Source organism: Nocardioides fonticola, assembly GCF_039536805.1.
GTDB lineage: Bacteria > Actinomycetota > Actinomycetes > Propionibacteriales > Nocardioidaceae > Nocardioides > Nocardioides fonticola.
The window spans coordinates 87,423-100,148 of record NZ_BAAAZH010000032.1 but is presented as its reverse complement, the minus strand read 5'-3'; the positions used below and the strand labels follow the sequence as shown (position 1 = coordinate 100,148).

The window sequence follows — 12,726 nt, the reverse complement described above, 5'->3', positions numbered from 1 at the left end:
CGATCGGAGTACCGACGTGCGTCATCCCTTCCGTCGCCCCGCCCTCGCCCTCACCGCCGGCGTCCTCGCCGCCGGTGGACTCGGCACGGCAGTGCTCGCCCCGGCCCCGGCGCCGGCCGCGACCTCGGCGACCCAGATCAAGGTCCTCTTCGACAACGCCCATGCGGAGACCGCGGGCAACGCCGACTGGATCATCTCGACCTCCCAGCCCAACCCCTTCGCCCAGAACTCCGCGCCGACCAAGGAGACCGACTGGACCGGGGCGATCTCCGCGTGGGGGGTGGCGCTCGCGCAGCACCGCAGCTCCTACTACCTCGACACGAACCCCAGCGGTCGCGCCTTCACCTACGGCAGCACCTCGAACGCCCAGGACCTCGCCAACTACGACGTGCTGGTGATCCCCGAGCCCAACACCGCCTTCACCGCGGCCGAGCGGACGGCGATCATGACCTTCGTCAAGAACGGCGGCGGCCTGTTCCTGGTCATCGACCACGACCAGTCCGATCGCAACAACGACGGCGTCGACTCCGTCGACATCGCCAACCAGCTGTTCTCCAGCAACGGGGTCGACAACACCGACCCGTTCGGCGTCACCGCGGCCTACCAGAACATCAGCAACGAGAACACCTCGAACCTCGGCTCCGGCGCCTCGACCCACCCGGTCGTGAAGGGCGCGTACGGGACGGCGTCGTCCTCGATCCTGCGGGGCGCGACGACGTTCAACCTGAGCACGTCGGCCAACCCGGCCGCGAAGTGCCTGCTCTACCGGGCCGGGGTCTCGAACACCGGCACCTCGGGGTGCTTCATCGCCGTCTCCACCTTCGGCAGCGGCCGCGTGATCCTCTGGGGCGACTCCTCGCCGATCGACGACGGCACCGGACAGTCCGGCAACACCCTCTACGACGGCTGGAACGACCCGGCGGGCACGGACGCCGCCTGGGCGCTCAACGGCACCGATTGGCTCGGCGGCCTCAGCTGATCGGAGGCTGATCGACGCGACGTGACCGGTCCTACACCGACACGGTGTGGGACCGGTGTCGTCACCACCCTCGTCATCCTCTAAAGTGCAGCAACTCGATGGACTTAAAGCACAATGAGGTGACGATGTCTGCTGGATGGTTCCGCTGGGCCCTCGATTCCCCGAGGGTACGTCGCACGCTCGCCGGTGGCCTGGCCGCCGTGGGCGTCGCGTCCGTGACGACCGGACTCGCCGCGAGCGGCACCTCCGCGGGGCTCGCCCCCGCCGGGGTGTCGGACGCCGTGTCGGCGGCATCGCCGTTCGGGTCGGGCAGTCGACCGAACGTCGTGGTGGTGATGGTCGACGACATGCGCGCCGACGACCTGCGCTTCGCGCCGACCATCCGCCACCTCGCCGACACCGAGGGCGTCACGTTCCAGAACTCCTTCAGCCCCTATCCGCTCTGCGCGCCCTCGCGTGCCTCGTTCCTCACCGGCGAGTACGCCCACAACCACGGCGTCCTGTGGCATCACCGGCCCTACGGCTACGCGGCCTTCGACGACTCGCGCACGCTCGCGACGTCCCTGCGCGACGCCGGCTACCACACCGGCCTGGTCGGCAAGTACGAGAACGGCTACGGCGGCATGCCGTCCAAGGTCACCGGCCGGTCGTCGCTGCACTACGTGCCGAACGGCTGGGACGAGTGGCGGGCCTCCCTGACGGCTCCGCCCGGCGCCGGTGTCGACGGCGACACCTACAACTTCATGGACATCGCCCTGAGCCACAACGGACGCATCCAGGACGACCGCGACGGGCAGTACAGCACCGATGTCATCGGCGCGCAGGCGCGCGACGTGGTGGGTGAGTTCTCCCGCTCGCGCAAGCCGTTCTTCCTCGACGTCGCGTTCGTGGCCCCGCATGCGGGAGGACCCCGCGACCCGGAGGACCCCGGCATCACCGCCGACCCCTCGCGCGGGCGCTACCGCATGCCCACGACCTATGTCGCGAAGAAGTACCGCGGACGCTTCGACGCGGAGATCGAGCGGGGCGCCGGCCTCCCCGCCGACGGAGGCCCCGCCGAGGCCGACGTCTCGGACAAGCCCTACTTCTTCCGCGAGCAGGACGAACCCACCACGGCCCAGCGGGCGGCGCTGCGCACCGCCACGGTGCAGCGCGCCAACGCCATCGGCGCGGTCGACCAGCAGGTCGGCCGGCTCGTGAAGCGGCTGCGCGATCTGGGGGAGTGGAAGAACACGGTGCTCGTGTTCACCAGCGACAACGGCTACTTCCTCGGCGAGCACCGCCAGCTCGACGGCAAGGTGCACGGTCACGAGCCGGCGCTGCGGGTGCCGATGGTCATCACCGGCCCGGGGTTCCGGGACGGCGCGCACGGGCGGGAGCGGTTCGACCCGATCAGCACGGTCGACCTCTCGGCCACGGTCCTCGACCTCGCGGGCGCACAGCCGCCGCGCAGGGCCGACGGCACCTCGAAGGTGACCACGCTGCTCGAGGGCGACCAGGGGTGGTCGACCGGCATCGTCACCGAGTCGCTGGTCCACCGGAAGGGGCGCCGGGCGGGCTTCGACAACGCACGGGGCGCCATCGGCGTGCGCACCGCGCGGTACTCGATGATGCTCTACCGCACGGGCGCCTCCGAGCTCTACGACCTCGCGAAGGACCCTCGCGAGCAGACCAACCTCTGGAAGGACCCCGCGTACCGCTCGGTCCGTCGTGATCTCGAGCAGGTCTGGTGGCAGCTCCACGACTGCCGGGGAGCCGAGTGCCGCACGCCGCTGCCGGCGTCCCTCGCCGCCTCGCCGGAGGAGGAGGCCGACCTCGGGCACACCTACTGGCGGCGCATCGAGTCCGACTACTCCTACCGGAACCTGCCGCGCTGATCCCAGGCTGAGCCGCGATCCGGTTCAGCCGGGGTCAGCCGGTCGCGACGGCGGCGTGGATCGCGGCGATCTGCGCCGCGAGGTCGGGGATCTGCTGGAGGAGACCGAGCTGACCGCTCAGCTCCTCCAGCAGGCCCTGGACCTGGCCGAGCAGGTCGCGGGTCTCGGCGAGGGTCGCGTCGACCACCGTCATCCGGTCGTCGACGCCGGCCAGGGTGCGGTCGACGTTGGCGAGCTTCACGTCGACGTCCTCGAGGGCCGTGCCGGCTCCGGCGAGGACCTTGTCGGCCTTCTTCAGGACGTCGCCGACGGGGTTGAGGCCGAGCGCCACGATGGTCTCCTGGGGGGTCGGGGTGCCGGCCGTCGGCCGGGGGAGCGGAACTGTCGGTGGCCCACCGTAGTCTCGCCGTATGCGTCCCGTCACCGATCTCGAACGCCGGGTGGCCCCGTTCCGGGTCATCTCCGACTACTCGCCCTCGGGCGATCAGCCGGCCGCGATCAAGGAGATCACCCGGCGCATCCAGGCGGGCGAGCAGGACGTCGTCCTGCTGGGCGCCACCGGCACCGGCAAGACCGCCACCGTCGCCTGGGTGACCGAGCAGCTCCAGCGTCCGGTGCTGGTCCTCCAGCCGAACAAGACCCTCGCGGCCCAGTTCGCCAACGAGCTGCGCCAACTGTTCCCCGAGAACGCGGTCGAGTACTTCGTCTCCTACTACGACTACTACCAACCCGAGGCCTACGTCCCGCAGACCGACACCTACATCGAGAAGGACTCCTCGATCAACGAGGAGGTCGAGCGGCTGCGGCACTCGGCCACCAACTCGCTGCTCACCCGGCGCGACGTCATCGTGGTCTCCACCGTCTCCTGCATCTACGGCCTCGGCACGCCCCAGGAGTATGTCGACCGGATGATCCGGTTGCGGGTCGGCGAGGAGCACGACCGCGACTCGATCCTGCGGCGGCTGGTCGAGATCCAGTACACGCGCAACGACCTCACCTTCACCCGCGGCACCTTCCGGGTGCGCGGCGACACCCTCGAGATCTTCCCGGTCTACGAGGAGCACGCGGTGCGCATCGAGTTCTTCGGCGACGAGATCGAGCGCCTGATGACCCTGCACGCCGTCACCGGCGAGGTGCTGACCGAGGACGAGGAGCTCTACGTCTTCCCGGCCACCCACTATGTCGCCGGGCCCGAGCGCATGGAGCGCGCGATCGCCGGCATCGAGAAGGAGCTCGAGGAGCAGCTCGCCGTCTTCGAGCGCGAGGGCAAGCTGCTGGAGGCCCAACGGCTGCGCATGCGCACGACCTACGACATCGAGATGATGCGTCAGGTCGGCTCCTGCTCGGGCATCGAGAACTACTCGATGCACATCGACGGTCGCGCGCGCGGCTCGGCCCCGAACTGCCTGCTCGACTACTTCCCCGAGGACTTCGTGCTCGTGGTCGACGAGTCCCATGTGACGGTGCCCCAGATCGGCGGCATGTACGAGGGCGACATGTCGCGCAAGCGCAACCTCGTGGAGTTCGGGTTCCGCCTGCCGAGCGCGATGGACAACCGGCCGCTGCGCTGGGAGGAGTTCCTCGACCGCATCGGCCAGACGATCTACCTCTCGGCCACCCCGGGCGACTACGAGCTCGACAAGGCCGGCGGCAACACGCCCCCGCATGTCGTCGAGCAGATCATCCGGCCCACCGGCCTGGTCGACCCCGAGATCGTGGTCAAGCAGACCAAGGGCCAGATCGACGACCTCATCCACGAGATCCGGCTGCGCACCGAGCGCAACGAGCGCGTCCTGGTCACCACGCTGACCAAGAAGATGTCCGAGGACCTCACCGACTACCTCCTCGACGCCGGCATCCGCACCCGCTACCTGCACTCCGAGGTCGACACCCTCAAGCGCGTCGAGCTGCTGCGCGACCTGCGTCTGGGCGAGTACGACGTCCTGGTGGGCATCAACCTCCTGCGCGAGGGGCTCGACCTGCCCGAGGTGTCGCTCGTCTCCATCCTCGATGCCGACAAGGAGGGCTTCCTGCGCTCGGACAAGTCGCTCATCCAGACGATCGGGCGCGCGGCCCGCAACGTGTCGGGTCAGGTGCACATGTACGCCGACACGATCACGCCCTCGATGGCGGCCGCGATCGAGGAGACCAACCGTCGCCGCGCCAAGCAGATCGCTTACAACACCGAGCGCGGCATCGACCCGCAGCCGCTGCGCAAGAAGATCGCCGACATCACCGAGATGCTCGCCCGCGAGGACGAGTCGACCCAGGCGCTGCTGGAGACCTGGGCCGGCACCGAGGCCAAGGGCAGGGCGGGAAAGGCCGGCAAGGGGAAGTCCCCGACGCCGATGCTGGGCGAGCGCCACGCCGCCGGCGCCGCCGACCTGACCGGTATCCCCAGCAGCGACCTCGCCCAGCTCATCCAGCAGCTGACCGACCAGATGAAGCAGGCCGCCGCCGACCTCCAGTTCGAGGTCGCCGCCCGGCTGCGCGACGAGATCTCCGAGCTCAAGAAGGAGCTCCGTCAGATGATGGAAGCTACGCGATGACCATGGTTCGCGACCTCCAGATCACCGTCGACTGCGCCGCCCCGGCCGCCCAGGCGGCCTTCTGGGCCGAGGTGCTGGGCTACGTCGTCCAGCCGCCGCCCGACGGGTTCGAGACCTGGGACGCCTTCCTCGATCAGTTCGGCGTGCCGGCGGAGCAGCGCAACGACCGCTCGGCGGCCGTCGACCCGACCGGCGCCGGCCCGCGGCTCTTCTTCCAGAAGGTGCCCGAGGGCAAGGTGGCCAAGAACCGACTCCACCTCGACGTCCGCGCCGCGCCCGGGTTGACCGGTGAGGCGCGCATGGCGGCGTTGGAGGAGGTCGCCGACCGCCTCGAGACGCTCGGTGGCCGTCGACTCCGCAGACTCGAGCCGAACGGCATGGACGAGGGGATCATCGTGATGGCCGATCCCGAGGGCAACGAGTTCTGCCTCGACTGATCCGGGTGCAGCCGCCCCGATTCCCGTCCGCGCGCCCCGGCATCGGATGATCGGAGGGTGAGTGCCTCCACCGCCCCCGACCCGGTCGTGACCCGGGCATCGTGGACGGCGTGGGGCCTCGCGCTGAGCCTCTACACCCTGGCGGTCTTCCACCGCTCCGCGCTGGCGGTCGCGGGCCTGGCAGCCGTCGACCGCTTCGACATCTCCGCCTCCCAGCTGGCCACCTTCACCATGCTCCAGCTGGCCGTCTACGCGGGCATGCAGATCCCGGTGGGATTGGCCGTCGACCGGTTCGGGCCGCGCAGCGTCGCCCTGACCGGTGCGGTGGTGCTGGCGATCGGCGAGGGTACCTTCGCGCTGGCGACGTCCTACCCGGCCGCGCTGGCGGCCCGCTTCCTCGTCGGGCTCGGCGATGCGATGACCTTCATCTGCGTGATCCGCCTGCTCGCCTCGTGGTTCCCTCGGCGCCGCATCCCGCTGCTCACCCAGTTCACCGGCACGACCGGTCAGCTGGGGTCCATCGCCGCGGCCGTGCCGATGACTTGGGCGCTCGGCAGCGTCGGGTGGACGCGCGCGTACCTCAGCACCGCGATCCTCAGCGGTGTCGTCGCGCTGATCTCCTTCGCCCTGCTGCACGACGGCCCGGCCGGGCGCACGCTGCGCGGGCCGGCGTTCTCCCTCGACGCCGTCCGGGCGAGCCTGCGCAGCTCCTGGGGCCACCCCGGCACCCGGCTCGCCTTCTGGGTGCACTTCTCGACGCCGTTCAGCTCCGGCGTCCTCGCCCTGCTGTGGGGCTACCCGTTCTTCGTCAAGGGCGAGGGGCGCTCCTCCCACGAGGCCGGGCTGCTGCTGACGGTGATGGTGGTGACGGTGGTGCTGGCGGGTCCGCTGCTCGGCACGCTGATCTCCCGCTTCCCCTGGCACCGCTCGACCATGGTGCTCGGCATCGTGGGCGCGATGGCGCTGATGTGGGGGGTCGTGCTGGCCTGGCCGGGGCAGGCGCCGCTGGGGGTGCTGGTGCTCCTCGTCATCGTCGCGGCCGTCGGCGGTCCGGCCTCGGTGGTCGGCTTCGACATCGCCCGCACTAGCAATCCGGGGTCCCGTCTGGCGAGCGCCACGGGCATCGTCAACGTCGCCGGCTTCGTGGCCACCCTGGTGCTGGTGGTGGTGATCGGCGTGGTGCTCGACGCCCTGACGCCGGGCAGCGGCAACGACTACACGCCGTCCGCGTTCCGCTGGGCGATGGCCACCCAGTACGTGCTGTGGGCGCTCGGCGTCGTCCAGATCCTGCGCTACCGCGTGGCGGCCCGGGCGGTCACCGATCGGGACGCGCTGACAGCAGGCGTGCCAGTAGCGGAGTGAGGGCCAGCACCACCAGCAGCCGGAACAGCTGCACGGCGAGCACGTAGGTGACATCCGACCCGGAGTCGGCGGCGGTGGCCAGGACGGCGAACAGCCCGCCGGGCGTGGTCGCGAGGTAGGCGGTCAACCCGTCGACGGGCGTGAAGGCGGCCAGCGCCGCGGCCATCGCGCCCGAGGCGACCACCATGCCGACGATGATCGCCAGGACAGCGGGCAGCATCCGCACGATCGAGCGCAGGCTGGCCCGGGTGAAGCGCAGGCCGACCTGGGCCCCGACGAGCGCCAGGGCCGGAGCCTGGATCAGGTCGGGCACGGCCAGCGGCCCGAACCAGCCGCCCGCGGCCGCGATAGCGGCGAGCACCAACGGGGCGAGCAGGGTGGCCGTGGGGATCGGGATGCGGCTGGCGATCGCGAGCCCGACGACGACGGCGACCACCGTCACCACCACCGACCCGACCGGATCGGCTGCGACCTCGAGGCGCCCCACGCCGTCCGGCGGATGGAAGATGGTCGAGGTGACGAGCGGCAGGCTCACCAGCACGATCAACACCCGCAGGTACTGCACGACGGTAACCACGCGGTCGTCGGCGCCGAGTTCGCGGGCCACCGTCACGACCCCCGAGGCGCCGCCGGCGATGAGGGCGAAGGCCCCGGTGATGGGGGAGACGTCGTCGCGCAGCGCGAGCAGGCGACCCGCCGCGACACTGACCACGACCGTGCCGAGGGTGACGAGCCCGATGGCGACGGCGTCCTGCCCCATCGCCCGCAGGGCCGGCACGCTCACCACGCAGCCGATGGTGACCCCGATGACGCCCTGTGCGATCCGGTAGACCGGCCGCGGCACCCCCAATTCGGTGGGCGAGGTCAGGGCGTGGGCCATGCCGCCGATGAGTCCCCCGAAGAGCACCGCGGAGGGGAGCCCGGCGATGCTCAGGACGACGCTGCTCACCGCCGTCACCGCGACGACGAGGAGCGCGGCGGCCCGAGCCGACCGGACGTGCGAGCCCTCCTCGGAGGCCCCGCTCACGCGACGCGCAGGCGTTCGTCGAAGAAGGCGAGGACCCGGTCGACGGCCCCCTGGTCACGCTGCTCGGTGACCACGCTGTGTCCCTTGCCGGGCAGGTCGATGCGGATGAACCCCTCGCCGAGCTCGCGGTCGAGGGTGTCGAAACGGGTGCCGGTGAGCGGGTCGGAGGCGTACTGGATGCCGAGCACCGCGCACCCGCCCGCGACGCGGCGCTTGACGGCGTCGAGGTCGGCGGGGGAGAGGTTGACGTCGGCCTTGCGGCGCGCCCCGATCGTGAACGGCACGGACGGCTGGCACAGCACGGGCGCGGCGACGGCTTCATCGACCATCATCGCCAGCGCGAACCCGCCGGTGAAGCACATGCCGAGCGCACCGACGCCCGGGCCGCCGAGCTCGGCGTGCAGGGAGCGCGCGAGGCTGCGCAGCCAGCCGGCCATCGGGGTGGTCTCGCCGGTGGCGAGCTTGGTGAACTCCTTGCTCACGCACACCTGCTTCATGGCGCGCAGCACGTTCGGGCCCGACATCGGCGCCTCGGGGCGGCCGAAGAGGCTCGGCATCACGACGGTGTACCCGGCGGCCACGAGCTCCTCGCCGAAGCCGATCACCGTCGGGGTCAGCCCGGGGATCTCGTGGATGACGATGACGCCGGGGCCCTCGCCCTTGCGGTAGGTTGGGTGGGTCGTGCCCGCCTCGTCGGTGTGATCGCCAGCGGTCCACGACTCCAGGAGTGCCATGGCGGGGAGCCTAGTGGCGTCAGGTGGCGTCGCCACCGGTTCCCAACCGCTCCCTACGCTGATGGCATGGCATCGACGGCGTCCTCGGGGTCTGTGGAGGTGCGTCTCGTCCTGCCGCACCAGTTGTTCGAGCAGCACCTCGACGCGGGCCCGGTCGGGTCGGGCGTCTTCGTGCTGATCGAGCACGACCTGCTCTACCGCCAGTACCGGTTCCACCGTCAGAAGCTGGTGCTCCACCGCGCCTCGATGGAGGCGTTCGCCGCCCGACTCGCCGACATCGGCGCCCGGGTGGAGTGGGTGCGCAGCGACGCCGCCCGCACCAGTGCCGAGCAGCTGGACGCCGTCCTGACCCGCCTGCGCGAAGAGCGGCCCGGCGACGAGCTGCGGGTCAGCTGCTTCGACGTCGTCGATGACTGGCTCGAGCGCGACCTCGCCGGTGCCGTCGACGAGTGGCTGGAGTCGCCGAACTTCCTCACCACCCGCGACGACCTGGCGCGGTACCGCGCGAGCACGAGCGCGAAGTTCGCGCGCATGCAGCACTTCTACACCTGGCAGCGCCGACGCCTCGGCGTCCTGCTCGAGGACGACGGCTCGCCCGTCGGCGGGAAGTGGAGCTTCGACGAGGACAACCGCAAGAAGCTGCCGAAGGGCCATGTCGTGCCCGCGGTGGCGCCCTCGTCGTCCCCGGCCACCGACGCCCTCGTGGCAGCGGCGATCGAGTGGGTGGCAGCGGAGTTCCCCGACAACCCCGGCCGCCTCGACGCCTTCCGCTGGCCGCTCACCCACGAGCAGGCCGAGCAGGCCTTCGTCGCGTTCCTCGACGAGCGGCTCGACCAGTTCGGCCCCTACGAGGACGCGATCTCCCGCGAGCACGCCCACGTCTTCCATGCGCTGCTCACCCCCGCGCTCAACATCGGACTCATCTCGCCGGCCCGCGTGCTGGAGCTGACCCTCGAGCGCGCCGACGACGTGCCGCTGGCCTCGCTGGAGGGTTTCGTGCGCCAGCTCATCGGCTGGCGCGAGTACATGCGCGCCACCTACGTGTGGTTCGGACGCCGGCTGCGTAGCGGCAACCACCTCGAGCACGGCCGCAAGCTCGCCGACGGCTGGTGGACGGCGTCCACAGGCCTCGACCCCGTCGACCTGTGCCTCGACCGCGTGCTCGACACCGGATACGCCCACCACATCGAACGGCTCATGGTCTTCGGCAACGCCCTCTGCCTGCTGCGGGCCGATCCGGACGCCGCCTACGAGTGGTTCATGGAGATGTTCATCGACGCCTACGACTGGGTGATGGTCACCAACGTCTACGCGATGAGCCAGTTCGCCGCCGGCCCGGCGATCACCACCAAGCCCTACGTCTCGGGCAGCAACTACCTGCGCAAGATGAGCGACCTGCCGCGCGGCGACTGGGAGGCCGACTGGGACGCGCTCTACTGGACCTTCGTGCGCGACCACCACGACGTCTTCGCCGGCAATCCGCGCTCGCAGATGATCGCCACCCTCTACGACCGGCTCGACCCGGCGAAGAAGGCGGCGCACACGCGTCGCGCCCAGCCCTGGCTCGAAGGCTGATCGTGCACGCCGACGACCACCCGGTCACCGCCGACCAGGTGGCGCGCCTGCTCGCCCAGCAGTTCCCCGAGCACACCGGCGCACCGGTGAGACCGGTCGAGGAGTTCGGCACCGACCACTGCCTGTTCCGGGTCGGCGAGCATCTGGTCGCCCGGATGCCGCGGGTCTCGTGGGCCGCCGAGCAGGCGCAGCGGGACGCCACCTGGTTGCCGCTGATCGCGCGCCACCTCGACGTCGCGGTGCCGGTGCCGCTCGCCCTCGGAGAGCCCGACGCCGAGTACCCGTTCGCGTGGTCGCTCGTGCCGTGGATGCCTGGCAGCACGCCCGACCGGGTCTCCGATCTCGACGCCGTCCGGTTCGCCCAGGACCTGGGGCGGACCGTGGTCGCGCTGCGCGACGTCCCGACCGACGGCGGGCCCGCGAAGCAGCCGGGGGAGCGTGGCTCCTCCCTGGCCCACTGGGACGACGACGTCGAGGCCGCGATCACGGCCGCCGGCGACCGCATCGACGGCGCTCGCGCGCGGCGTGCGTGGGCGCACTGCCGCGAGGCCGACGAGCACACCGGGCCGCCGTCCTGGCTGCACGCCGATCTCATGCTCGGCAACCTCCTCGTCGACGACGGTCGGCTCTCGGCCGTCATCGACTGGGGTGGGCTCGGTGTCGGCGAGCTGGCGCCCGACCTGCTGCCCTACTGGACCAGCCTGCCGTGGGAAGAGCCGCGCGCCCGCGCGGCGTTCCGCGAGGTCGTCGGCGGCGACGAGGCGATGTGGCGTCGCGGGCGCGGCTGGGCGCTCGGACCGGCACTGACCGGCATCCCGTACTACTGGGAGAGCGTCCCGGCCTTCGCCGAGCGGGGTCGGCGGACGCTGGCCCGGGTGCTCGAGGATCTGGGGCTGTAGGCGGTCGCTACTGTCGGGCTCGTGATCGAACTCGACCCGGTGGAGCAGCGGATCCTCGGCAGTCTTCTCGAGAAGCAGGTGACGGTGCCGGCCACCTACCCGCTCACCCTCAACGCGTTGCGCTCGGCCTGCAACCAGACCAGCAGCCGCGAGCCGGTGATGGATCTCGACGAGCGCACGCTGGAGGAGACCGCGAAGCGGCTCAAGGACCGCGAGCTGCTGCGCATCGTCTGGTCGGACTCGGGGCGCCGCACGCTGAAGTACCACCAGACCCTCGAGGAACGGCTCGGTATCGACGAGGCCGAGCGCGCCGTCCTGACGGTACTGCTGCTGCGCGGCGCGCAGTCGCCCGGCGAGCTGCGCACGCGCACCGAGCGGCTGCACCCCTTCGCCGACCGGGACGCCGTCGAGGCCACGCTGCAGGAGCTGGCGGCGCGTCCGGAGCCGCTCGTGCGGCGCCTCGACCGGCGTCCGCGCGAGCAGGACCACCGCTGGGTGCACCTGCTCGGCGAGACGGCAGGCGCCGACGCCGTCGCCGTCGTCCCCGCCGCGGCCGCCGGCACCGAGGAGGTGCTGCGCGAGGGCGCTGCCGCGCGCGACGCCCGGGTGGTGGCCACCTACGACGCGATCGCCGAGCCGTACGCCGCCACGCTGGTGCCGGAACTGGAGCAGCTGCCGTTCGAGCGCTGGCTGCTGGGCCGCATCGCCGAGGAGGCGCTCGCGCATGGCGGGCCGGTGGTCGAGGTGGGCTCCGGGCCCGGGCACATCACCGCCCATCTGGCCGGGCTGGGGCTGGAGGCCCGCGGCGTCGATCTCTCACCGGGCATGGTGGCCGAGGCGCGCCGCCGGTTCCCCGACGGCGACTACCGGGTCGGCGACCTGCGCCAGCTCATGCGGCCCGAGCGGGCGGCTGGCTGGTCGGCGGTGCTCGCCTGGTACTCCCTCATCCACCTCGCCGGCAGCGAACTCCCCGACGCGGTTGCCGCGCTCGCGCGACCGCTCGCGCCCGGCGGGGTGCTGGTGCTCGCGCTGCACGCCGGCGCCGGTGTGAAGCATCAGCCGGTGTGGTTCGAGCACCAGGTCGACGTCGACATCGCCTTGCACGACCAGGCCGAGGTCGCCGCCGTCCTGACCGCGGCCGGACTGGTCGATCTCGAGTGGTACCGGCGCGGACCGATCGCGGCGCGCAACGAGGCCACGGAGCGGTTGTACGTGCTGGCCCGGCGGGCTGCCGGCTGAGGCGGCGACGCAAGTTTCTTCGGTCGACCGAAGAAACTTGCACTGGGA

At 71.4% G+C, this 12,726-nt stretch carries 11 protein-coding genes; 8 read left to right on the top strand and 3 right to left on the bottom strand.

Annotated features, from left to right (window positions below; translation table 11 throughout):
- The first annotated feature begins 16 nt into the window (after positions 1-16).
- Complete coding sequence (locus tag ABD671_RS20060) at positions 17-979, top strand: hypothetical protein (protein WP_344735256.1); 963 nt, start codon at positions 17-19, stop codon at positions 977-979.
- A gap of 125 nt (positions 980-1,104) precedes the next feature.
- A complete protein-coding gene (locus ABD671_RS20055) occupies positions 1,105-2,856 on the top strand; it encodes a sulfatase-like hydrolase/transferase (RefSeq protein WP_344735255.1) in 1,752 nt (583 codons plus the stop codon).
- 34 nt (positions 2,857-2,890) lie between these two features.
- On the opposite strand, the gene ABD671_RS20050 is transcribed toward ABD671_RS20055, so the two are convergent.
- Positions 2,891-3,187 (bottom strand): hypothetical protein, encoded by a 297-nt coding sequence (locus tag ABD671_RS20050; RefSeq protein ID WP_344735254.1) that lies wholly within the window; start codon positions 3,185-3,187, stop codon positions 2,891-2,893.
- Positions 3,188-3,266: 79 nt separating this feature from the next.
- Here ABD671_RS20050 and uvrB point away from each other — a divergent pair, with 79 nt between their 5' ends.
- Genes uvrB through ABD671_RS20035 form a run of 3 tightly spaced genes read left to right on the top strand, consistent with a single transcriptional unit; the run spans position 3,267 to position 7,204 of the window.
- Positions 3,267-5,405: an excinuclease ABC subunit UvrB gene (uvrB, locus tag ABD671_RS20045; RefSeq protein WP_344735253.1), complete on the top strand. Its 2,139-nt coding sequence runs from the start codon at positions 3,267-3,269 to the stop codon at positions 5,403-5,405.
- Positions 5,406-5,407: 2 nt separating this feature from the next.
- Entirely contained in the window at positions 5,408-5,842 is a 435-nt protein-coding gene (locus tag ABD671_RS20040) for a VOC family protein (protein WP_344735314.1), read from the top strand.
- 57 nt (positions 5,843-5,899) lie between these two features.
- Positions 5,900-7,204, top strand: coding sequence for an MFS transporter (locus tag ABD671_RS20035; protein WP_344735252.1), 1,305 nt, complete (start codon positions 5,900-5,902; stop codon positions 7,202-7,204).
- Here the strand turns inward: ABD671_RS20035 and ABD671_RS20030 are convergent.
- On the bottom strand, positions 7,158-8,231 hold the full coding sequence (locus ABD671_RS20030; protein ID WP_344735251.1) for an AbrB family transcriptional regulator: 1,074 nt from the start codon (positions 8,229-8,231) through the stop codon (positions 7,158-7,160). The genes ABD671_RS20035 and ABD671_RS20030 overlap by 47 nt on opposite strands.
- On the bottom strand, positions 8,228-8,965 hold the full coding sequence (locus ABD671_RS20025; protein WP_344735250.1) for a dienelactone hydrolase family protein: 738 nt from the start codon (positions 8,963-8,965) through the stop codon (positions 8,228-8,230). The genes ABD671_RS20030 and ABD671_RS20025 overlap by 4 nt, the downstream gene beginning before the upstream one ends.
- A 66-nt stretch (positions 8,966-9,031) precedes the next feature.
- On the opposite strand from ABD671_RS20025, the gene ABD671_RS20020 reads away from it, so the two are divergent.
- From ABD671_RS20020 to ABD671_RS20010, 3 genes are read left to right on the top strand one after another with little or no spacing between them, the layout of a single operon-like run.
- The gene (locus tag ABD671_RS20020) at positions 9,032-10,540 is read left to right on the top strand and encodes a cryptochrome/photolyase family protein (RefSeq protein WP_344735249.1); all 1,509 of its coding nucleotides are present in this window, start codon (positions 9,032-9,034) and stop codon (positions 10,538-10,540) included.
- A gap of 2 nt (positions 10,541-10,542) precedes the next feature.
- On the top strand, positions 10,543-11,439 hold the full coding sequence (locus ABD671_RS20015; RefSeq protein ID WP_344735248.1) for an aminoglycoside phosphotransferase family protein: 897 nt from the start codon (positions 10,543-10,545) through the stop codon (positions 11,437-11,439).
- A gap of 21 nt (positions 11,440-11,460) precedes the next feature.
- The gene (locus tag ABD671_RS20010; protein ID WP_344735247.1) at positions 11,461-12,678 is read left to right on the top strand and encodes a DUF480 domain-containing protein; all 1,218 of its coding nucleotides are present in this window, start codon (positions 11,461-11,463) and stop codon (positions 12,676-12,678) included.
- Positions 12,679-12,726: the final 48 nt, after the last annotated feature.

Coding starts and splice junctions, on each gene's coding strand:
- ABD671_RS20055 (WP_344735255.1), top strand. CDS start 1,105: ATGTCTGCTGGATGGTTCCGCTGGGCCCTCGATTCCCCGAGGGTACGT.
- ABD671_RS20040 (WP_344735314.1), top strand. CDS start 5,408: ATGGTTCGCGACCTCCAGATCACCGTCGACTGCGCCGCCCCGGCCGCC.
- ABD671_RS20025 (WP_344735250.1), bottom strand. CDS start 8,965: ATGGCACTCCTGGAGTCGTGGACCGCTGGCGATCACACCGACGAGGCG.
- uvrB (WP_344735253.1), top strand. CDS start 3,267: ATGCGTCCCGTCACCGATCTCGAACGCCGGGTGGCCCCGTTCCGGGTC.
- ABD671_RS20020 (WP_344735249.1), top strand. CDS start 9,032: ATGGCATCGACGGCGTCCTCGGGGTCTGTGGAGGTGCGTCTCGTCCTG.